Here is a 25,159-nt window from a genome sequence, read left to right on the forward strand (position 1 = left end):
CTAAAACTCATTGGACATTACCTCTTTAAATAGATTTGGTGCGATCGCTAGGAACCCCCTACAGTCCGTTACGGTTGCTTCTCTTATCGCGCTATTGATAGTATAGATCTCTACTTCGCCCTTGACATTAAGTCGCCAACCCGTAGCTTCTATAATGGGCAGGGTCGCTTTTACTGCTTGCTTTTCGGATTGACTTGCAGTTGCGAGATTATTGGGATTGCGGAAAGATGCGGGATCACGGATATCTGTCCAAGGACGATCGCCACTGCGGCGATCGCTAGGATTTTCGGGCAATCCGCCACGACCTGTAGCGATAAAGCGGCTATTACCATAGGTTAGACAGCCTTGGGCAATGTGCTGACTCGGATCGTCGATATCGCTGGGCAGTTGAATCAATCCAGCGATTGGAGTAAAAGTGAGGTTATTAATATTCACCGTGCCACTCAATCCAAATTGCGAACTTGCCGTGATGTCACTCTCAGGGGTTAATTGCGATCGAAATTTCAATCCAAATAAGCCTTGTGTAGTGATATTGATATTCCCACCCGCTCCAAGTATCGCATTCGCAGTAATATCACTATTTTCCGATGGAACCGCTACGATAAATGCCGCGTTGATGTTGATGTTACCTCCTGTGGCATTCCCTGTGGCATTGGTGCTAATTTGACTGCCATGTCGCAGCAGCAGCACATCAGTGTTAATCGAGATATTGCCGCGATCGCCTGCCGAGACTTCTGAAAGTAGACTTCCCCCTTGTTCGAGCTTGATTTGGTTGGCATTAATGCGCAAGTTCCCAGAATTGCCACCACCTGTATTGCTGACAGAAATTTGTCCATGATCAAGAACATTGAGTTGATTAACCGCTAGATTAACTGAACCAGCATCAGAGGTTGTAGTAGAAACTGCTCTAATGGCGCTTGGAAGAATGCGACCATCAGTTAAGGGTTGGGAATTCCCCTCTAAGGTTAGATTGTTGACTTGTAAGTTAACATTACCCGCCGCACCGTTGCCATCTGTAGAGGAGGTTATTTGTCCACCGTTGAAGACTCTTAAGTTATCTGCTGTTAAGTTAATAGTGCCCCCCGAACCAACTACATTTTTACCTACGGAGGTATTAATGCCAGTCACCAACTGACTAAAAGGCTCGATAACTGGGTCGCTGACAGTGACATCTGTGGCTCGGATAGTGACATTTCCAGCAGTACCATTTCCTGCTAGGGTACTACGAATCGAACCGCCATTACTCAACTTTAATATTCCCGTCTCAATAGCGATATTTCCTCCTTGACCTGTACTCGATGGTTGTATTGAAGTTGTAACCCCAGAGCTTAAAAATCCTGTTCCACCTGCAATTTCAAAAATCTCGGTAGCTTGGATAGAAATATTGCCAGCTTTGCCTAATGTACCTGCAAAAATATCGGAACTGATTAAACCACCATTCACAGTACGCAGTTGAGTAGTTTCAATGGTAATATTGCCACCCTCATTGTTGTTTCCACCAGAAATTAATGTAGTAATATCAGTAGGTAGGTAAATAGTGCCAAAAGCAGGGAATGGATTAGTGCCAAAAACTTCTATATCTGTGGCTTGAATCGTTATATCTCCCGATCTAGAGTTGTTGCCAGAGGTTGTAGATTGAAGCCTAGCTCCATTAGTAATCCGTAAGTTCCTAGTTTCAATCTTTATATCTCCAGCTCGACCTGTTGCTCCACTGTTTATAAATGTTCCTAAACCAAGATTGATTTGTCCTGGACTAGAAGATCCCAATAGGTCAACAAATTCGGTGGTATTAACAATAATTCCCCCACCCTGACCAGATGAAGTAGTAGAACTAATATTTGAGCCATCCTGTAAGGTCAGCCCCCTTCCACGGATATTAATTGCTCCACCATTGGTTCCACTGGTATCAATGGTGGAGGCTTGACTGAGCGAGATATTTCCCCAATTCACAATGCTAGGGTCAGAAGCAAGTTGCCAGCTCGTTTGATTATTGAGGGCGATTTGGGCATTCTGAGCTGCCCAAAGTTCCACTCGTCCATCTGATACGATTAGGTTGGCTCCTGTCATGTCGATTTGACTGCCCACTAAAGCCAAGGTATTTCCTTGAGCCACTTGTAGATTAGCCGTTTTCTGCAAACTAATTGCTCCTGCATTTGCCTCAAGTTGCAACCCAATAGGAGCGCTCACGGTTAATAGGGGCGGCGAGGTGAGGTCGTTGGCGCTAAACTTCACTCCATCACTAAAAATGACACTATTGGCTGTCGTACCGATAAATGATCCGCCAATATTTAGACTAGCATTGGCTCCAAAGATAATTCCATTGGGATTAATTAAAAACAAACTGACGGGATTATTGTTATTAATAGTCTGAATCAAGCCATCAATATTGGAGGCACTTCCTCCCGTCACCCGACTGAAAATCGTCGTAATATTTGGTGTATTTACTAGATTGAAAGTTGCTGAACCTCCCGTCGGTACTGTGAACTGACTAAAACTATGGAATAGATTGCCTCCACTATTGGGCTGATTGCCATTGGTAATCGTAAAGTTGAGATTATCGGGACTGGTGACTGTTGTAGATAGTGTGCCATCGGCTGTCACGCTCTGTGCAGAAACATTTGTGGGTAAAAGCATTCCCAAGAACAGAAAGCTAGACCCACACCACCATAGCCTTTGACTAAAACTCATTGGACATTACCTCTTTAAATAGATTTGGTGCGATCGCTAAGAACCCCCCACAGTCCGTTACGGTTGCTTCTCTTATCGCGCTATTGATAGTATAGATCTCTACTTCGCCCTTGACATTAAGTCGCCAACCCGTAGCTTCTACGATAGGAGGTGTCGCCTTCACCGCTTGCTTTTCGGATTGACTTGTAGTTGCGAGACTATTGAGATTGCGGAAAGATGCGGGATCACGGATATCTGTCCAAGGACGATCGCCACTGCGGCGATCGCTAGGATTATCAGGTAATCCCCCACGACCAGTGGCGACAAAGCGACTATTGCCATAGGTTCGACAACCTTGAGCAATGCGCTGGCTCGGATCATCGATATTGCTAGGCAGTTGAATCAATCCAGCGGTTGGAGTAAAAGCGAGGTTATTAATATTCACCGTGCCACTCAATCCAAATTGCGAACTTGCCGTGATATCGCTCTCAGGGGTCAATTGCGGTCGAAACTTCAGTCCAAATAGACCTTGGGTAGTGATATTGATATTCCCACCCGCTCCAAGTATCGCATTCGCAGTGATATCACTATTTTCCGATGGAACTGCTACGATAAATTTCCCATTGATGTTGATGTTACCTCCTGTGGCATTCCCTGTGGCATTGGTGCTAATTTGACTACCATGCCGCAGCAGCAACACATCAGCGTTAATCGAGATATTACCGCGATCGCCTGCGGAGACTTCCGATCGCAGACTTCCCCCGTAATCCAGTTGAACGCGAGAAGCGCTAACGCTCAAGTTACCTGCATTGCCACCACCAGTATTACTAACAGAAATTTCACCACGATTACGAACATCAAGGCGATCGCCAACTATATTCACCGAACCAGCATCAGCTTTGGTAGAAGAAGTCGCAGCGATCGTACTGGGCAGAATTTGACCATTGGATAAAGTTTTAGAGATACCATCTACCGTAATGTTCTTGACTTGTAGATTGATATTACCCGCAGCAACATTGCCATTGGTTGAAGAGGTAATTTGACCTCCATTAAATAGTCGCAGGCTATCTGCCGTTAGGTTAATATTCCCACCTGTTCCCTCTGAATTAGCCCCGATAGAAACCGTAATACCTCCAGATAATTGAGTAAGACCATCAAGTTCTGGATCGCTGATGGCTACCTCTTTAGCCTGAATGTTAATATTCCCCGCTTTTCCTGTTCCCGATAGCGTATTGCGAACAGTCCCTCCATTAAAGACTTGTAAACTGCCAGTCTCGATGGTGATATTTCCCCCTTCTCCCTTTGTTAGGTCAATTGCCGTAGACACTCCAGATAGCAGTTTGGCAGGTGTATATCCCGATATTATAAGGCTCTCTGTTGCGCGAATCGAAATATCTCCAGCCTTACCCGTAGGAGGAGAGGAAAGACCTAGGTAAACTAGCGATGTACTAACAATTCCCCCATCTTGCACGCGAATCCGCTCTGCATCGATGGTAATTTTGCCACTCTCATTATTAGTGCCAGTAAATAGAACTGTGCTAATAGCTGTCGGCGCATTAGTACCAAATGGATTAGATCCCACTACCTCCACATCTTTAGCTTTAATGATAATATCTCCCGATCGGGAATTGTCACCATTAGAAGAGGACTGAAGCCTAGCTGCATTACTCAACCGTAAACTCCCCGTCTCAACGGTCACATCCCCCGCGCGTCCACTTCCTGGAGCGCCAAACAATATACCCACGGAAGTCGAAATTCCAGGAGAAAATTGACCTGCTTGGGAAGCGCCCAGCAGGTCAACAAAGTCAGTGGTTTGGACGGTAATTCCCTTCCCTTGCCCAGCCAAAGTAATAGAACGAACATTTGAGCCACCCTGCAAGGTTAGCCCCCGTCCACGGATATTAATTGCTCCACCATTGGTTCCACTGGTATCAACTAAGGAGGCTTGACTGAGCGAAATATTCCCCCAATTCACAATGCTAGGATCAGAAGTAAGTTGCCATCTCGCTTGATTATTGAGAGCGATTTGGGCATTCTGCGCTGCCCACATTTCCACTCGTCCATCTGATGCGATTAGGTTGGCTCCTGTCATGTCGATTTGACTGCCCACTAAAGCCAAGGTATTTCCTTGAGCCACTTGTAGATTAGCCGTTTTCTGCAAACTAATTGCTCCTGCATTTGCCTCAAGTTGTAGCCCAATAGGAGCGCTCACAGTTAACAGGGGCGGCGAGGTGAGATCGTTGGCGCTAAACTTCACTCCATCACTAAAAATGACGCTATTGGCTGTCGTACCGATAAATGATCCGCCGATGTTCAAACTGGCATTTTTGCCAAAGATAATTCCATTGGGATTGAGCAGAAACAAACTGACGGGATTATTGTTATTTGTGGTCTGAATCAAGCCATCGATGTTAGAAACACTGCCGCCTGTCACTCGACTAAAAATTGTCGAAATATTTGGTGTGTTCACTAGATTAAAAGTTGCTGAACCTCCCGTTGGCACTGTGAACTGACTAAAACTATGGAATAGATTTGCTCCACTATTGGGCTGATTGCCATTGGTAATCGTAAAGTTGAGATTATCGGGACTGGTGACTGTTGTTGACAGTGTGCCATCGGCTGTTACGCTCTGAGCAGAAACATTTGTGGGTAAAAGCATTCCCAAGAATAGGAAGCTAGAACCGCACCACCATAGCCTTTGACTAAAATTCATTGGACATTACCTCTTTAACTTTAAAAAGCTTTGGTGAGATTGCTAGGAATCCCGCACAGTCAGTTACGGTTGCTTCTCTTATTGCGCTATTAGCAGTGTAGAGATCAACTTCACCCTTGGCATTGATTTGCCAACCCGTAGCTTCTACGATAGGCGGTGCCGCATTCTCGGATTGCTTAACAGTTGCGATAGTATTGGAATTGCGGAGAGAGACTGGGTCGCGGATATCTGTCCAAGGATGATTACCACTGCGGCGATCGCTAGGATTGTCAGCCACTCCGCCGCGACCAGTGACAATAAAGCGGCTATTGCCATAGGTGCGGCAACCTTGGGCAATTCGTTGACTCGGATCGTCGATATCACTGGGCAGTTGAATCAATCCAGCGATCGGAGTAAAAGTGAGATTATTAATATTCACCGTGCCACTCAATCCAAATTGCGAACTTGCGGTGATGTCATTCTCAGGGGTCAATTGCGGACGGAATTTCAGTCCAAATAAACCTTGTGTAGTGATACGGATATTCCCACCTGATCCTCGCACCGCATTCGCAATAATGTCACTGTTCTCTATTCCCACAATCACAGGTGAGTTAATTGTCAAGTTACCACCATTCCCATTACCTGCTGCGGTGGCAGAAATGAGGCTATTGTGACGTAGCAGTAAAAATGATTGCAAGTTTAAGTTAACATCTCCTCCATTACCAGAAGCAGTTGAGGCTAAAATACTACCTTGATTGTCTAGAAAAATTGAATTAGCATTAATCTGCACATCTCCTGCTCTACCAGATCCATCGTTTTTAACTGCAACATACGCTCCATCAGTAATGCGTAACGATGGGGTGTTAATTATGAGTGAACCCGAATCACCACTGGGAATTGGAGGCAATCCATAGATTTGTTGAGTGGCTGCATCCAAAATCTCAGCCGATGAAATGATGCGGCTAGGTACAATTGAATCAACCTGCCGACCCTGAACGTCCACGGAATTCGACGCATTGATGCTTACATTACCCGATGTTCCCTTACCAGCAACAATAGACCCTACTACTCCACCATCTCGAATCACTAAGCGGGCGGTGTTGATCAAAAGATCTCCAGTATCTCCAAGAGCGGTGCTTGCTAAAAGGATTCCACTCGGTGACACGAGCTGGCTGGGGATGTATTCACCAACTTCGATCAAATCTTGAGCTTGGACTCGAATGTTTCCTGTCTTTCCAGTGCCAAATGATATACTGCTCAAAATGCCACGACGCAGAAGCCTCAGATTGCCCGTGGAGAGTGTAATATTGCCTGCATTAGCGGAGTTAAAGGTGATTGTGTAGATCGAGGATGGGTTCGCTGGGCTAGTGGGATTAAAGCCATCTAGCAAGATTGAGTCGGCAACCTTGGCCATAATATTTCCCCCCGATGCTGGAGTATACATCCCAATAATGATATTTCCGCCATCTTGGATGGATACTTGCTTGGCGGAGATGGTAATATCTCCCACTTGTCCAGTACCTAAATTGTCAATTTTGATATAACTTGCATAGCTGCCGTCGCGGACTGTACCAGTCAGATTTAGCGAACCTGCTGCCTTAATAGTAATTCCTCCAGAGGCTTGGGAACCCAAGTTTTGCAGCAAAATAGCGGAACCTTCGCTCAAGCTGATATTCTTCCCATGTACTTGGATAGAACCCTTTGCACCACTGGCATCGAGCAGCGATTGCTGGGCAAGATGAACATCCTGAAATTGCCGCACCGATGAGTAGTCTCCTACCCACCCTGTAGACGTAGCTTTGAGTCCGACCTGTCCATCGCTGACACCACTAACTTCCAGATGTCCACCTCCATTCGTGGTAATAATACCACCTGATAGATTCACCTCGCCACCAATCAGCGCCAGAGTATTACCTCCGTTAACTTGTAACCCAACAGGACTTTGGCTGCGATCGGTGGGGGTAAAAATCCTATCGATTAAGCGATGTCCCGTATTCTGCACAGTAATTCCCTTGGGGTTTTGGGCAAAATCCAGACCGATTGGTGCATTCACTGTCAGTAAAGGTGAACCTGATGGATTCACGGCGCTAAATTCTATTCCATCAACAAACTTGACGCTATTTGCTGTAGTTCCAATAAATGATCCGCCGATATTTAAACTGGCGTTTTTGCCAAAGATAATTCCATTGGGATTGATTAAAAATAAACTTACGGGATTATTGTTATTAATTGTCTGAATCAAGCCATCAATATTGGAGGCACTTCCTCCCGTCACCCGACTGAAAATCGTCGTAATATTTGGTGTATTTACTAGATTGAAAGTTGCTGAACCTCCCGTCGGTACTGTGAACTGACTAAAACTATGGAATAGATTGCCTCCACTATTAGGCTGATTACCATTGGTAATCGTAAAGTTGAGATTATCGGGACTAGTGACTGTAGTAGACAGTGTGCCATCGGCTGTCACGCTCTGTGCAGAAACATTTGTGGGTAAAAGCATTCCCAAGAACAGAAAGCTAGAACCGCACCACCATAGCCTTTGACTAAAATTCATTGGACATTACCTCTTTAACTTTAAAAAGCTTTGGTGAGATCGCTAGGAATCCCGCACAGTCAGTTACGGTTGCTTCTCTTATTGCGCTATTAGCAGTATAGAGATCAACTTCACCCTTGGCATTGATTTGCCAACCCGTAGCTTCTACGATAGGCGGTGTCGCATTCTCGGATTGCTTCACAGTTGCGATAGTATTGGAATTGCGGAGAGAGACTGGGTCGCGGATATCTGTCCAAGGATGATTACCACTGCGGCGATCGCTAGGATTGTCAGCCACTCCGCCGCGACCAGTGACAATAAAGCGGCTATTGCCATAGGTGCGGCAACCTTGGGCAATTCGTTGACTCGGATCGTCGATATCACTGGGCAGTTGAATCAATCCAGCGATCGGAGTAAAAGTAAGGTTATTAATATTCACCGTGCCACTTAGCCCAAATTGCGAACTTGCCGTGATGTCATTCTCAGGGGTCAATTGCGGACGAAACTTCAGTCCAAATAGACCCTGCGTAGTGATATTGATATTCCCCCCCGATCCGCGTACCGCATTCGCAATAATGTCACTATTCTCTATTCCTAAAATCACAGGGGCATTAATGTTGATGTTGCCCCCATTACCATTTCCCCCTGCGGTCGCGGTAATATTGCTGCCATGACGTAGCAATAAGGTATTTGCACGAATATTAATCTGCCCACCCTCTCCAGAATTTGTAGCCGCCGAAATACTTCCAGCGCGATCAAGGGCGATCGCCCCCGCATTAATGAATAGGTTCCCAGCATTACCAATTCCTTGATGACTGACTCGTACCTCGCCCCTATCCGTAATCTGTAAAATTGGGGTATTGATGATTAAGTCACCTGAATTGCCTGTGGGCAGCGCTGATAGACCAAACGCTTTCTGAAAGGCTAAGGGGAGCACCGATGCACTAGCAGAAATAGTTCCTACCTTGCCCGAAGCGGCACTCACGCCACTCACGCTAATTTGCTCTGAAACATTGATCCTGAGGGTTCCAGCATTGCCTTGACCTAAAGTAGAGGCTGAGATACCTGCGCCATTTTGCACCGTCAATTTAGCTGTATTGATCGTAACATTTCCTCCATTACCTCGATTAAAACTGACAGTTCCGATTAAGCTTGCAGAGAAACTGATCGGGGTTTCTCCCTTCATTTCAATAGACTTAGAGGAATCGACCATGACATTTCCCGTTGAGCCCGTACCAAAACTTGCCCCCGTGATAGAACCACCGTCTTGCATTCTCAATTGTTGCGCTGTAACTTGAATATCCCCCGCTCGTCCACTTCCTCTCGTTTCTGACATGATTCCACTGCGAGTGGTTGCAGGATTAAGTGCTGAAAATCCAGAGATTTGAATTGAATCTACTGCTACGGAGATATTGCCTGCTGTTCCAGATCCAAAGGTATGGGTATTAATTCTCCCCCCATCTTCAAGTAACAATCTGGGCGCAGTAATTACCAAATCTCCACCACCTCCTGTGATCGTATCCACCGTTAAGATGCTTTGGGTAAATCCATTAGTGCCAACCCTGCGCATTTCCAAAGACTCACTAGCGTTGATCGAAATATTCCCCGAACCTTGATTTCCTTGATTGGTTAACAAAGCCACAGAACCTTCATTGATACTAATATTTTTGCCTTGGAAGTGGATTGAACCCGCAGGAGAACCACTAGCATTCGCAAGGGCTTGTTTTAAAAATTGGATATTGCCGTACTCTGTTAAATTGCCGTAGTCAAAATTCCAACGAGAGGCTGTCATATTAAGATTAACAGTTCCCGATTTAGCACTACCAATTTCGATGTGACCCGATGGAGCGTTTACAATGCCACCATCTAAAGTAACATCTCCCCCAATCAATGCTAAGGTCTTGCCGATCGCCACCTGTAAGCCGACAGGAGTTGTTCCATTTTGAATGGGAACATTCCCATCAATCAAGCGATGTCCAGTATTTTGAACTGCGATCGCTCCCGCATTACTGCCCATGTTCAAGCCAATTGGTGAGGCAATTGTGAGGAGGGGAGATGCTTGATTGTTAGTAGCACTAAATTCCACGCCATCAGCAAATTTAATACTATTTGCCGTCGTACCGATAAATGATCCGCCAATATTCAAACTGGCATTGGCTCCAAATATAATCCCATTGGGATTGAGCAGAAACAAACTTACGGGATTGTTGTTATTAATTGTCTGAATCAAGCCATCAATATTGGAGGCACTTCCTCCCGTCACCCGACTAAAAATTGTCGAAATATTCGGTGTGTTGACTAAATCAAAGGTTGCTGAACCTCCCGTCGGCACTGAGAACTGACTAAAACTATGAAATAGATTTCCTCCACTATTGGGTTGATTACCATTGGTAATCGTAAAGTTAAGATTGTCGGGACTGGTGACTGTTGTTGACAACGTGCCATCAGCTTTCACGCTCTGCGCAGAAACATTTGTGGGTAAAAGCATTACCAAGAACAGGAAGCTAGAACCACACCACCATAGCCTTTGACTAAAACTCATTGGGCAATACCTCTTTAACTTTAAAAAGATTTGGAAAAAGATTTGGTGCGATCGCTAAAGATCCCGCACAGTCCGTTGCGGTTGTTTCTCTTATGGCGCTATTGATAGTATAGATCTCTACTTCGCCCTTCGGACTGAGTCGCCAACCCGTAGCTTCTACAATGGGCGGTGTCACATTCTCGGATTGCTTTTCGGATTGCTTTTCAGATTGCTTTTCGGATTTATTAGCAATTGCTAAAGTATTGGGATTGCGGAAAGCGGCAGGATCGCGGATATCTGTCCAAGGATGATTACCACTGCGGCGATCGCTAGGATTGTCAGCCACGCCGCCGCGACCAGTGACGATAAAGCGACTATTGCCATAGGTGCGACAGCCTTGAGCAATGCGCTGACTCGGATCATCGATATTGCTGGGCAGTTGAATCAATCCAGCGCTCGGAGTAAAAGCGAGGTTATTAATATTCACTGTGCCACTTAGCCCAAATTGCGAACTTGCCGTGATATCGCTCTCAGGGGTTAATTGCGATCGAAATTTCAATCCAAATAAGCCTTGGGTAGTGATATTGATATTCCCACCCGCTCCAAGTATCGCATTCGCAGTAATATCACTATTTTCCGATGGAACTGCTACGATAAATTTCCCATTGATGTTGATGTTACCTCCTGTGGCATTCCCTGTGGCATTGGTACTAATTTGACTGCCATGCCGCAGTAGCAGCACATCAGAGTTAATCGAGATATTACCGCGATCGCCTGCGGAGACTTCCGATCGCAGACTGCCACCATAATCCAGTTGAACGCGAGAAGAGCTAACGCTCAAGTTACCTGCATTTCCACCACCAGTATTACTAACAGAAAGTTCTGCCCCATTGCGGACATCGAGGCGATCGCCAACTATATTCACCGAACCAGCATCGGATTTGGTAGAAGAAGTCGCGGCGATCGCGCTGGGCAGAATTTGACCATTGGATAGGGGCTGAGAGATTCCCTCTACTGTAATGTTTTTGACTTGCAGATTAATACTACCCGCAGCACCATTGCCATTGCTTGAAGAGGTGATTTGTCCGCCATTGAATAGCTGCAGGCTATCTGCCGTTAGGGTGATAGCCCCACCTGAACCAACGGCAGTGGTTCCCATCGCAGCGGTAATACCCCCAGGTTCTTGATCGAGTACATCAATGACAGGGTCGCTGACTGCCACATCCTTCGCATGAATAGTAATGTTGCCTGCTCGTCCAGTTCCCGATAGAGTAGAGCGAATGGTTCCGCCGTTATAAAGTTGCAAATTTCCCACATCAATCGAGATGTTGCCTGATTCGCCCTCTGTATAACCAATTCCCGTACTCACTCCAGATAGCAGTACGGAGGGGGTAAATCCCGATATTACAAGGCTCTCAGTTGCGCGGATCGAGATATCTCCCGCTTTACCCGTAGGAAGAGCGGTAGGATCTATGTCAACCAGCGATGAACTGATGATTCCCCCATCTTGTATGCGTATCCGAGTTGCATCGATAGTAATCTTGCCACTCTCATTATTATTGCCCATAAAGAGATTGGTGGTGATAGCCGTAGGCGCGTCAAAAAATGGATTAGATCCCAATACATTCACATCTGTAGCTTTAACAGTCACATCGCCCGATCGCGAATTATCGCCATTAGAAGAGGACTGAAGCCAAGCGCCATTACTCAACCGTAAACTCCCCGTCTCAACGGTCACATCACCAGCCCGCCCACTTGCTGGAGCGCCAAACAATATACCCACAGAAGTCGAAATTCCAGGACCAAATTGACCAATATCAGAAGCGCCCATCAGGTCAACAAATTCTGTAGTTTGGACGTTAATCCCCTTCCCTTGCCCAGCCGAAGTAATAGAACTAATATTTGAGCCATCCTGCAAGGTCAGACCCCTTCCACGGATATTAATTGCTCCGCCATTGGTTCCACTGGTATCAACTAAGGAGACTTGACTGAGCGAAATATTCCCCCAATTCACAATGCTAGGATCAGAAGAAAGCTGCCATCTCGCTTGATTATGGAGAGCGATTTGGGCATTCTGCGCTGCCCACATTTCCACTTGTCCATCTGATGCGATCAGGTTGGCTCCTGTCATGTCGATTTGACTGCCCACTAAAGCCAAGGTGTTTCCTTGAGCCACTTGTAGATTAGCCGTTTTCTGCAAACTAATTGCTCCTGCATTTGCCTCAAGTTGCAGCCCTATAGGAGCGCTCACGGTTAACAGGGGTGGCGAGGTGAGATCGTTTGCCCTAAACTTCACTCCATCACTAAAAATGACGCTATTGGCTGTCGTACCGATAAATGATCCACCAATATTGAGACTAGCATTGGCTCCAAAGATAATTCCATTGGGATTGAGCAGAAACAAACTTACGGGATTATTGTTATTAATTGTCTGAATCAAGCCATCAATATTGGAGGCACTTCCTCCCGTCACCCGACTGAAAATCGTCGTAATATTTGGCGTATTTACTAGATTAAAAGTTGCTGAACCTCCCGTCGGTACTGAGAACTGACTAAAACTATGGAATAGATTGCCTCCATTACTGGGCTGATTGCCATTGGTAATCGTAAAGTTGAGATTGTCGGGACTGGTGACTGTTGTTGAGAGTGTGCCATCAGCTTTCACGCTCTGCGCAGAAACATTTGTGGGTAAAAGCATTCCCAAGAACAGGAAGCTAGAACCGCACCACCATAGTCTTTGGCTAAAACTCATTGGAGACTACCTCTTTAACTTTAAAAAGATTTGGAAAAAGATTTGGGGCGATCGCTAAAAATCCCGCACAGTCCGTTGCGGTTGTTTCTCTTGTGGCATTATTGGTCGCATAGATCTCCACTTCGCCCTTGCCATTTAGTCGCCAACCCGTAGCTTCTACAATGGGCGGTGTCCCATTCGCCGCTTGCTTTACGGATTGATTTTCGGATTGATTTTCGGATTGGCTGCCGATCGCTAAAGCATTGGGACTGCGGAAAGCAGAAGGATCGCGAATATCGATCCAAGGATGATTACCGCTGGGGCGATCGCTAGGATTGTCAGCCACTCCGCCGCGACCAGTAACGATAAAGCGACTATTGCCATAGGTGCGGCAACCTTGGACAATGCGCTGACTCGGATCGATCACATCCGTAGGCAATTCGATTAACCCAGCAGCGGGAGTAAAAGTGAGGTTATTAATATTCACCGTGCCACTCAATCCAAATTGAGAACTAGCCGTGATATCGTTATCCTCGGTGCGGTAAGGTCGGTATTTCAACCCAAAGATGCCATTGGTACTAATTTGGATATTCCCCCCATTGCCTTGAAAGGCATTAGCCACTATGTCACTATTGCCTAAACCAATAATGAAAGGACTACTAATCGTAATATTACCGCCATTGCCCTTACCACCCGCTTCCGCCGATAACAAACTTTCATTCCGCAACAAGAGCAATTCCCCAAGGGAGAAATTCAGGTTGCCACCATTACCAAAGTTGGTTTGGGCATTGATTTGGGAAGCACCATCTAAAAATAGCGATCGCGCATTGACTTGAATAGTGCCACCATCACCCGTACCTTGACTGCGACTAGTGATTTGGGAACTATTCCCAAGGGTGACTTGTTGAGCCTCGATGTTAATGTTGCCAGCTTTACCCAGCCCTGACGAAGCTGTAGAAAGCTCCGCATTATCTGTTAACGCGAGTTGGGAAGTACGTAGATCTAAGGAACCACTATTACCACTACCTGAGGATTGACTGCTAATGATGCTTCCTCGAACAGTGACATTCTTGGCAGAGATCTCCACATTACCAGCATTGCCACTACCCTGAGTGGATGTAGAGATTTCAGAACCATTGAATAGGGAAAGCGAACCCTTGGGAATGGTGAGCTTCACCTCCCCCGCAGATCCAGAGCTAGAGGTATTAGAAGAAACCCTTGCCCGATCCATGATTAAATCATCTGCATGGATGTTAATATTACCCGCTCGCCCACTCCCAGAGGAGGATGCCGACAGTTCCGCCCCATCTCGTAAGGTTAATGCCCCAGTGCTGATATCAATGTTGCCAGCATTACCACTGCTACTGGTGAGCGCCGCAAGGCGGCTATTGTTGCCGATATCAATACCTTGGCTAGCCTTGAGGTTGATGTTGCCAGCCAGCCCTGCATTGCTAGTACTACTGGTAATTTGGCTATTATCAAAGCGAATCAATCCGCTACTAGTGAGGGAGACATTGCCAGCGGAATCCAGCCCCTTGGTATCACTTTCGATGCGACTGTTGTTGAGGGTGAGATTGCCCAAACTATTGATATTGACATCGCCCGAACGTCCTGTGCCATTTGTTGAAATATTAACCGTTCCAAAAAATGGAATGGAAATAGAAATTTGTTTACTGGTTAGAACCACGGTATCGGCGATCGCTAAATTCCCATGTCCCAAAATCGATACCGACCCTGCCTGAGCGGAAGAGGATGTCGTTAGTAATGTCAGTCCAGATATCTGATTTTGGGCTTCCAATCTAATCGAACCACCATTGCTAGATGTTCCATTAGGCGCAACAGAGAAAGTATATAGACTGCTCATATTGCCGAGGATATCCCCTTTGGGGGCAATTAGATTGATGTCGCCGCCATACCCACTATTACCTCCCACTGCAAAGGATGAGGAGTACAGATCCCTCTGGTTAGAAAGATTGCCATTATTCGCAGAAAAGGTAATATTGCCGCCATTGCCGCTATTCATATCCCCTTGAGACAAGGAGAATAAATACCCTTGGTTAGAAAGATTGCCATTGCTCGCAGAAAAGGTAATATTGCCCCCATTGCCACTATTCCTATACCCAAGAGCCAAGGAGTACAAATCCCCTTGGTTAGAAAGATTGCCATTGCTCACAGAAAGGCTAATATGACCACCATTGCCGCTATTCAATATTCCCAAGGAATAGGAGTACAAAACACTCTGGTTAGAAAGATTGCCATTGCTCACAGAAAGGGTGATATTGCCTCCATTGCCGCTATTATTATTTGAGAAGACATCAGAGCCTATATAACCACCTTGGGTCAAAAGGTTGCCATTAGTCGTAGCAATGCTAATATCCCCTCCATTACCATTATCACCGTAGTACTCAGATACCAAATAGCCATTAACAGAGAGATTACCGTTAGTTGTCGAAAGGCTAATTGCACCTCCTTTCCCTGTACCTTCGCTAAATGCTGATGAAGACAAGTATCCATTGACAGAGAGATTACCGTTAGTTGTCGAAAGGCTAATTGCACCTCCATTCGCTACTGTATTTGTACCATAGCCATTTGCTCCTGAAGATAAGTATCCACTATTAATAGAGAGATTTCCATTAGTCGTGGCAATCGTGATATCGCCCCCATGCCCACTATTTCCTGTCAAAGTAGTGTCTGAGGTCACATCACCATTAATTGAGATATTGCCATTGGCAAGAATGTTGATGCTGCCACCATTCACACCATTGCCAAAAGCGGATGACTGCAAAGCTCCCGTTACAATATCCCCAGTAGCCTTCAGAATGATGGAACCACCATCCCCACCCGTATAATTGGAAGTGTTAATACTGGCAACCCTAATGCTCCCAGCAGGCAGTCCCGCCACTGTCCCCGTCGTAAAATTGGTTAAACCCATTCCCAGTTGGGGAATATTGGATGTAGGTAAAGTTTTCACCCCTGCTCGTAAAATTGCCGCCCGCTGAGTCGTGAGAGTCATAAAATCTGGGTCACTACTAGGAATGGTGCTATCGGGAGCCGTAATGGTAATATTCCCGGCCTCAATGCTCCCCATCGCTTCCACCTTCAGAGCTACGCCTGTATAGTCTCCAAATACCACATCCCCATGGGCATAAATGATCGGGTCGAATAGGCTGATAAACTTGCCTCGCTTACCTGTTAACGTCTGAAATGAGACATTTCCCCCACTGACAAAATGGGCATCCCCAGAAATATTCCCATTGCTGATCAAGCTCAGATCTCCCCCACTGCGTAATGCTCCGCCACTATTCTTTAAGGCGAGAATATCAATATTCTGATTCCCCTGAATGATCAGGTTCCTTCCTGCTTGGGCGAGGAATGGTGTTGTCACAGTATCTCGGATTTTTACGGTATCCTGTGCTTTTAAGGTAATATCTCTCCCTGCTATCAATTCTCCTTGCAAATCTAGGTGACCACCTTCCAGTATTAGATCCAGCCCTGTGGTGAGATTGCTCCGTACTGTTATCGGTGCTGCATTTGCTCCCATCTGTAACCCAATTGGCGAACTAATTGTTAGCAATGGTGGGCTATTGGTGTTTACCGCACTAAACTCTGTTCCATCAATAAACTTGACGCTATTGGCTGTAGTTCCGACAAACGATCCGCCAATATTTAATCTTGCATTGGCTCCAAAAATAATCCCATTAGGATTGAGCAAAAACAAACTTACGGGATTATGGCTATTTGTGGTCTGAATCAAGCCATCAATATTGGAAACATTGCCTCCTGTCACCCGACTAAAAATCGTCGTAATATTTGGTGTGTTAACCAGATTAAAAGTTGCTGAACCTCCTGTCGGCACTGAGAATTGGCTAAAACTATGGAATAGATTGCCTCCATTACTGGGCTGATTGCCATTGGTAATCGTAAAGTTGAGATTATCGGGACTGGCGACTGTTGTTGACAGTGTGCCATCGGCTTTCACGCTCTGTGCAGAAACATTTGTGGGTAAAAGCATTCCCAAAAACAGAAAGCTAGAACCACACCACCATAGTCTTTGCCTAAAACTCATTGGACATTACCTCTTTCAAAAGATTTTCTTGGGATCGCCAATAATCCTGCACAATCAGTTACAGGTGCTTCTCTTGCTAGGTTATTAGCAGCATAGATATCTACCTCACCCTTCGCATTTAGTTGCCAACCAGTAGCTTCCACAATGAGTGTCTTCGCATTCTCAGGTTGCTTTTCGGATTGCTTTACAGTTGCAAGATTATTGGGACTGCGGAAAGCAGAAGGATCACGGATATCCGTCCAAGGACGATCGCCACTACGGCGATCGCTGGGATTTTCGGGCAATCCGCCGCGACCTGTGGCGATAAAGCGGCTATTGCCATAGGTGCGACAGCCTTGGGCAATGCGCTGACTCGGATCGTCGATATTGCTGGGTAGTTGAATCAATCCAGCGCTCGGAGTAAAAGCGAGGTTATTAATATTCACCGTGCCGCTTAGCCCAAATTGCGAACTTGCCGTGATATCGCTCTCAGGGGTTAATTGCGGACGAAATTTCAATCCAAATAAGCCTTGGGTAGTGATATTGATATTCCCACCCGCTCCAAGTATCGCATTCGCAGTAATATCACTATTCTCTGATGGAACTGCTACGATAAATTTCCCATTGATGTTGATGTTACCTCCTGTGGCATTCCCTGTGGCATTGGTGCTAATTTGACTGCTATGCCGCAGCAGCAGCACATCAGCATTAATCGAGATATTGCCGCGATCGCCTGCGGAGACTTCTGATCGCAGACTGCCACCATAATCCAGTTGAACGCGAGAAGAGCTAACGCTCAAGTTACCTGCATTGCCACCACCAGTATTACTAACAGAAATTTCCGCCCCATTACGAACATCAAGGCGATCGCCAACTATATTGACCGAACCAGCATCGGATTTGGTAGAAGAAGTCGCGGCGATCGTGCTGGGCAGAATTTGACCATTGGATAGGGTTTTAGAGACACTATCTACTGTAATGTTCTTGACTTGTAGATTGATATTACCCGCAGCCCCATTGCCATTAGTTGAAGAGGTAATTTGTCCGCCATTGAATAGCCGCAGGCTGTCTGCCGTCAGGGAAATACTCCCACCTGAGCCTACCGCTTTAGCCCCCAGAGAAACCGTAATACCTCCAGGTAAACTGCTGAGAGCATCAATTTCTGGATCACTGACGGTCACCTCTTTAGCTTGAATGTTAATATTCCCCGCTTTTCCTTTTCCCGATAGCGTACTCCTTACAGTCCCTCCGTTAAAGATTTGCAAACGTCCCACATCAATCGAGATATTTCCCGCTTCCCCATCTGTTGCCCCAATTCTACTACTCACTCCAGATAGCAGTTTGTCAGGTGTATATCCCGATATTGTAAGACTCTCAGTGGCGCGAATCGAAATATCTCCAGCCTTACCCGTAGGACGAACAGGACTTACGACAACCAAAGCCGTACTGATAATTCCCCCATCTTGCACACGAATCCGCTCTGCATCGATGGTAATCTTGCCACTCTCATTATTAGTGCCCACAAAGAGGTTAGCGTTTATAGCGGTAGGCGAGATAACAAATGGATTAGATCCCAATATATCCAGATCTTTAGCTTTAACAGTCACATCGCCCGATCGCGAATTGTCGCCATTAGAAGAGGACTGAAGCCAAGCGCCATTACTCAACCGTAAACTCCCTGTCTCAACGGTCACATCACCAGCCCGCCCACTTGCTGGAGCGCCAAACAATATACCCACAGAAGTCGAAATTCCAGGAGCAAATTGACCTGCTTGGGAAGCGCCCAGCAGGTCAACAAAGTCTGTGGTTTGGACGTTAATCCCCTTCCCTTGCCCAGCCGAAGTAATAGAACTAATATTTGAGCCACCCTGCAAGGTCAGCCCCCGTCCACGGATATTAATTGCTCCACCATTGGTTCCACTGGTATCAACCAAGGAGACTTGACTGAGCGAAATATTTCCCCAATTCACAATGCTAGGGTCAGAAGCAAGTTGCCATCTCGCTTGATTATTGAGAGCGATTTGGGCATTCTGAGCTGCCCACATTTCCACTCGTCCATCTGATGCGATTAGGTTTGCTCCTGTCATGTCGATTTGACTGCCCACTAAAGCCAAGGTATTGCCTTGGGCTACTTGTAGGTTAGCCGTTTTCTGCAAACTAATTGCTCCTGCATTTGCCTCAAGTTGTAGCCCAATAGGAGCGCTCACGGTTAACAGGGGCGGCGAGGTGAGATCGTTGGCGCTAAACTTCACTCCATCACTAAAAATGACGCTATTGGCTGTCGTACCGATAAATGATCCACCAATATTTAGACTGGCGTTTTTGCCAAAGATAATTCCATTGGGATTGAGCAGAAACAAACTCACAGGATTGCTATTATTTGTGGTCTGAATCAAGCCATCAATATTGGAGGCACTTCCTCCCGTCACCCGACTGAAAATCGTCGTAATATTTGGCGTATTTACTAGATTGAAAGTTGCTGAACCTCCCGTCGGTACTGAGAACTGACTAAAACTATGGAATAGATTTGCTCCATTACTGGGCTGATTGCCATTGGTAATCGTAAAGTTAAGATTGTCGGGACTGGTGACTGTTGTTGACATTGTGCCATCGGCTGTTATGGATTGTGCTGTGACAGCTATGGGTAAAAGCATTCCCCAGAATAGAAAGGTGGAACTATACCACCATAGTCTTTGCCTAAAATTCATTGGATAATATCTCTCTAAAGTGATTTGGGGCGATCGCTAAAAATCCCGTACAATCCGTTACGGTTGTTTCTCTTGCTAGGTTATTCGCAGCATAGATATCTACCTCACCCTTGGCATTTAGTTGCCAGCCCGTAGCTTCCACTATGAATGTTTTCGCATTCTCAGATTGCTTTTCAGATTGCTTTTCCGATTGCTTTACAGATTGCTTTTCAGTTGCTAAAGATGCGAGATTGCGAATATCTGTCCAAGGATGATTGCCACTGCGGCGATCGCTGGGATTTTCGGGTAATCCACCGCGACCAGTGACGATAAAGCGACTATTGCCATAGGTTCGGCAACCTTGGGCAATGCGCTGACTCGGATCGTCGATATCACTGGGCAGTTGAATCAATCCAGCGGTCGGAGTAAAAGCAAGGTTACTGATATTCACCGTGCCACTCAATCCAAATTGCGAACTTGCCGTGATGTCATTCTCCGAGGTCAATTGTGGACGAAACTTCAATCCAAATAGACCCTGCGTAGTGATATTGATATTCCCACCCGATCCGCGTATCGCATTCGCAATAATGTCACTGTTCTCTATTCCCACAATGACAGGTGAGTTAATTGTCAAGTTACCACCATTGCCATTACCTGCTGCGGTGGCAGAAATGAGGCTATTGTGACGTAGTAGTAAAAATGATTGCAAGTTTAAGTTAACATCTCCTCCATTACCAGAAGCAGTTGAGGCTAAAATACTGCCTTGATTGTCTAGAAAAATTGAATTAGCATTAATCTGCACATCTCCTGCTCTACCAGATCCATCATTTAAGACGCTGACAGAGGCTTCATTGGTGATGCGTAACGACGGAGTGTTAATCGTGAGTGAGCCTGCATCACCACTGGGAATCGGAGGTAATCCAAGAGCTGCTTGTGTTACTGGATCGGAAATTTTCGCAGTTGAAGCAATGCGGCTAGGATTGACCGATCCTAATTTTCCCTGTAGAACAACAGACTCTAACGCATTAATCATTACGTTGCCTGATGAACCTATGCTAGAGGCGTTAGACCCAACCAATGCACCATCACGAACCACTAGTCTGGAGGTGTTAACGAATATGCTATTTGCATTTCCAGAGCCAAGTGTCAATGTGGAGAGTGTAGTAGCCCCGAATATAATAGGATTGATACCTGCAATTTCGATCAAGTCTTGAGCAGTGATTTGCACTCTTCCCGACTGTCCAGAAGCAAAGGTAAAAGAAGTAATAGCACCACCGTTCAAAATTTTCAAATTTCCTGTTGATACGGTAATGTCGCTTGCTTGAGCAGAGTTGACTGTACTGGTTACGATCGCAGAAGAAAGGACTGGATTAGACGCAACATAACCATCAATCAGGATCGAACCTCCGACATTCACGACAACATTCCCACCAGTTACAGGAACAAATGTCTGGGTATTAATGGTTCCACCATCGGAGAGGAGTAGCTGCGCGGCGGAAATTGCTATATCACCCGTCTGACTGTTGCCCAGATTGTCAATTCTGATCATGCTTGGATATATGCTATTGGCTGTATTCTTGGCGAGATTAAGGGTTTCAGTGGCTCGAACGGTAATGCCTCCAGCAGTCTGTGCGCCAAAGTTTTGCAGCAAGGCGGTAGAACCTTCAGTCAAGTTGATATTGCGTCCTTGGATTTGGATTGAGCCATTGTTGCCACTGGTATCAAGCAATGATTGTTGGGCTAGGTGAATATCGTTAAACTGCTGCACTGAGACATAATCTCCCACCCATCCTGTCACCGTGGGATTGAGTTTGACGAACCCATTACTGACACTGCCCACTTCCACATGTCCGCCTCCATTAACCGATGCGATGCCACCAGAAAAGTTCACTCCGCTCCCAATCAGGGCAAGTGTATTCCCTGCCGCAACTTGTAACCCAATCGGATTTTGGCTGCGATTCACTGGCTGAAACAAGTTTTCGATCAGGCGATGTCCCGTATTCTGCACAGTAATTCCCTTGGAGTTTTGCCCAAAATCTAGACCGATTGGAGCATTCACTGTCAGTAAAGGTGAAGCTGATGGATTCACGGCACTAAATTCTGTTCCATCAACAAACTTGATGCTATTTGCCGTCGTAGCAATAAACGATCCACCAATATTCAAGCTGGCATTTTTGCCAAAGATAATCCCATTGGGATTGAGCAGAAACAAACTTACGGGATTATTGTTATTAATAGTCTGAATCAAGCCATCAATATTGGAGGCACTTCCTCCCGTCACCCGACTGAAAATCGTCGTAATATTTGGCGTATTTACTAGATTGAAAGTTGCTGAACCTCCCGTCGGTACTGAGAACTGACTAAAACTATGGAATAGATTTGCTCCATTACTGGGCTGATTGCCATTAGTAATCGTAAAGTTAAGATTGTCGGGACTGGTGACTGTTGTTGACAGCGTGCCATCGGCTGTTATGGATTGTGCTGTGGCAGCTATGGGTAAAAACATTCCCCAGAATAGAAAGGTGGAACTATACCACCATAGTCTTTGCCTAAAATTCATTGGGAACTACCTCTTTAACTTTAAAAAGATTTGGGGCGATCGCTAAAAATCCCGTACAATCCGTTACAGTTGTTTCTCTTGTGGCATGATTGGCTGCATAGATATCCACTTCACCCTTGGCATTGATTTGCCAACCCGTGGCTTCTACGATGGGCGGTGTCGCAATCTCTGATTGTTTTTCGTGCTTTACAGATTGGCTCACTAAAGCATTGGGACTGCGGAAAGTGGCGGGGTCGCGAATATCCGTCCAAGGATGATTACCACTGCGGCGATCGCTAGGATCTTCGGGCAATCCGCCACGACCTGTGGCGACAAAGCGACTATTGCCATAGGTTCGACAACCCTGAGCAATGCGCTGACTCGGATCGTCGATATTGCTAGGTAGTTGAATCAATCCAGCGGTCGGAGTAAAAGCGAGGTTACTGATATTTACTGTGCCACTCAATCCAAATTGCGAACTTGCCGTGATGTCATTCTCAGGGGTTAATTGTGGACGAAACTTCAGTCCAAATAGCCCCTGCGTAGTGATATTGATATTCCCACCTGCTCCGCGTATCGCATTCGCAATAATGTCACTGTTCTCTATTCCTAAAATCACAGGGGAGTTAATACTAATATTGCCGCCATTGCCAGCCCCCCCCGCTTCAGCGCTGATGAGACTACCGTGACGCAGCAATAAGAGATCGCGGACTTGTAGGTTAATATTGCCACCTTCACCAACTTTGGTAGAAGTAGAGAGGCGACCATTATCGAGTTGAATGGTATTCGCGTTAATTGAGAGCGTACCAGCATCACCAAGAACTTGGTTCTCAGCGATCACAGTTCCTCCATTGCGAACCATCAAAGTTGGCGTATTAATTGTGATATTGCCTGCATCCGCTTGAGAAGTAGGATTGTTAGTCAATACAAATGTACGCGCCACCGCACCTATGTAGCTTGGGTTTTGGCTATCTTTCACCCCACTAACATCGATCGACTCCGACGCATTGATCGTGAGACTGCCCGCACTTCCAGTACTCACCGTAGAAACTGAAACCAGTCCACCATCTTGAATTGATAATGTGCGCGTATCGAGCTGAAGATTTCCTGCATGACCAGAACTAAAAGTATTCGCGGATAGGAGACTAATGATTGTCGAATTATTAGGCAGGGCATCCAAACTCGACACCATCACGCTATCAGCAATGACATTGACATTGCCCCCAGTCCCCTTACTAAAGGTTCTCGTGCCAACATTCCCTCCGCCAAAAATAGTCAGTTTATCAGTAGATAGAGATAAATCTCCACCCTGACCAGCGCCAAAGGTAGCAGCGATCAGCACCCCAAATATCGGATTAACAGCAGGATTACCAGATTGAATCCCCCCTACGCCTATTTCCTTCGCTTTAACGGTTATATTGCCACCTTGGGCATTACTGAAGGTACGATCCATCACGATCGCCCCTTTATCAATCATCAGTTGGGGAGTATTAATAAAAATATTGCCCGCTCCTCCAGCAGCCGTAGTTTCATTCACCACACCACTCGAACTAAGAAAATCTGGAGACATCCCAATTACTTGCAAGGATTCTGTGGCATTGATCGTAATATCGCCTGCCTTTTGACTGCCGATGTTTTGGACAACGGCGATCGAACCACCACTGAGACTAACCTGTTTCCCTTGCATTTGAATTGAACCAAGACTAGTACCACGAGATGCTACTAAGGCGCGTTGACTCATCTGAATATTGCCAAAACTAGTAGCCTTGGGATATGCGAGTGTCAATCCTTGCGACGTTGCATCAATATCAACGCTGCCTCCAGTGACACTTCCCAATTCAATTCGCCCACCTAAAGCGGAAATCACACCTCCCTCTAGAGAGATATTTCCACCAACCAAAGCCAGTGTTTGACCAGATTGAACCTGTAAACCGCTTAAATTTAAATTAGTCAGATTGGAAACGGACGATGAGCCATTTAACTTAGAGTTACTACCATTTCCCTGTACGGTGATATTTCCCGAATTGCTTCCCATATTTAAGCCTATTGGCGATGCGACCGTCAGCAGAGGATTAGAAGTGTCGCTAGCAATAAATTCCACCCCATCCGCAAATTTGATACTATTTGCCGTCGTACCGACAAAGGAGCCGCCAATATTTAATCTGGCATTGGCTCCAAAAATAATTCCACTGGGATTGATTAGAAACAAACTTACGGGATTATTGTTATTTGTGGTCTGAATTAAGCCATCAATATTGGAAATACCGCCTCCCGTTACCCGACTAAAAATCGTCGTAATATTCGGCGTGTTCACTAGATTGAAAGTTGCCGAACCTCCCGTCGGCACTGAGAATTGACTAAAACTATGGAATAGATTCGCTCCACTATTGGGCTGATTACCATTGGTAATCGTAAAGTTGAGATTGTCGGGACTGGTGACTGTCGTAGACAGCGTACCATCGGCTGCCACGGGTTGCGCTGCCACAGAACAAGTTAGGGATAGATACCCCAAAAGCAAATTGCCCCCTAGATAAGATAGCCGAAAAATAGAAATCATAGATGTCTTTCCCCTTCTCATATAAAATAAATAAAATTGCCAGACAAATATCTTTAGTAAAATCTTATTAAGAATATTAAAAGAAAATAAAAAATTATTAATTAATTCAGTAAATACTAAGTGACTGGGCATACTTAAAAAAGTAATTAAAACCCGCATTTACATTGTGTGTATCATGGATTTTAGA

At 45.7% G+C, this 25,159-nt stretch carries 9 protein-coding genes; all 9 read right to left on the reverse strand.

Annotated features, from left to right (window positions below):
* Genes PseudUWO310_RS04115 through PseudUWO310_RS04155 form a run of 9 tightly spaced genes read right to left on the reverse strand, consistent with a single transcriptional unit; the run spans position 1 to position 24,972 of the window.
* The gene (locus tag PseudUWO310_RS04115) at positions 1-2,688 is read right to left on the reverse strand and encodes a filamentous hemagglutinin N-terminal domain-containing protein (RefSeq protein WP_142599249.1); all 2,688 of its coding nucleotides are present in this window, start codon (positions 2,686-2,688) and stop codon (positions 1-3) included.
* Entirely contained in the window at positions 2,678-5,380 is a 2,703-nt protein-coding gene (locus PseudUWO310_RS04120) for a filamentous hemagglutinin N-terminal domain-containing protein (protein WP_142599251.1), read from the reverse strand. Before PseudUWO310_RS04120 ends, PseudUWO310_RS04115 begins: the two co-directional genes overlap by 11 nt.
* Complete coding sequence (locus PseudUWO310_RS04125) at positions 5,370-7,913, reverse strand: filamentous hemagglutinin N-terminal domain-containing protein (protein WP_142599253.1); 2,544 nt, start codon at positions 7,911-7,913, stop codon at positions 5,370-5,372. The genes PseudUWO310_RS04120 and PseudUWO310_RS04125 overlap by 11 nt, the downstream gene beginning before the upstream one ends.
* Complete coding sequence (locus tag PseudUWO310_RS04130; RefSeq protein WP_223805525.1) at positions 7,903-10,434, reverse strand: filamentous hemagglutinin N-terminal domain-containing protein; 2,532 nt, start codon at positions 10,432-10,434, stop codon at positions 7,903-7,905. Before PseudUWO310_RS04130 ends, PseudUWO310_RS04125 begins: the two co-directional genes overlap by 11 nt.
* The gene (locus PseudUWO310_RS04135; RefSeq protein ID WP_142599255.1) at positions 10,424-13,165 is read right to left on the reverse strand and encodes a filamentous hemagglutinin N-terminal domain-containing protein; all 2,742 of its coding nucleotides are present in this window, start codon (positions 13,163-13,165) and stop codon (positions 10,424-10,426) included. The genes PseudUWO310_RS04130 and PseudUWO310_RS04135 overlap by 11 nt, the downstream gene beginning before the upstream one ends.
* A complete protein-coding gene (locus tag PseudUWO310_RS23210; RefSeq protein ID WP_223805526.1) occupies positions 13,155-17,210 on the reverse strand; it encodes a filamentous hemagglutinin N-terminal domain-containing protein in 4,056 nt (1,351 codons plus the stop codon). The genes PseudUWO310_RS04135 and PseudUWO310_RS23210 overlap by 11 nt, the downstream gene beginning before the upstream one ends.
* Entirely contained in the window at positions 17,207-19,897 is a 2,691-nt protein-coding gene (locus PseudUWO310_RS04145; protein ID WP_142599257.1) for a filamentous hemagglutinin N-terminal domain-containing protein, read from the reverse strand. Before PseudUWO310_RS04145 ends, PseudUWO310_RS23210 begins: the two co-directional genes overlap by 4 nt.
* Positions 19,887-22,436, reverse strand: a complete 2,550-nt coding sequence (locus tag PseudUWO310_RS04150) for a filamentous hemagglutinin N-terminal domain-containing protein (protein ID WP_142599259.1) — start codon at positions 22,434-22,436, stop codon at positions 19,887-19,889. The genes PseudUWO310_RS04145 and PseudUWO310_RS04150 overlap by 11 nt, the downstream gene beginning before the upstream one ends.
* Positions 22,426-24,972: a filamentous hemagglutinin N-terminal domain-containing protein gene (locus PseudUWO310_RS04155; RefSeq protein WP_142599261.1), complete on the reverse strand. Its 2,547-nt coding sequence runs from the start codon at positions 24,970-24,972 to the stop codon at positions 22,426-22,428. Before PseudUWO310_RS04155 ends, PseudUWO310_RS04150 begins: the two co-directional genes overlap by 11 nt.
* Positions 24,973-25,159: the final 187 nt, after the last annotated feature.

The sequence above is a fragment of the Pseudanabaena sp. UWO310 genome (assembly GCF_006861605.1).
Classification (GTDB): Bacteria; Cyanobacteriota; Cyanobacteriia; order Pseudanabaenales; family Pseudanabaenaceae; genus Pseudanabaena.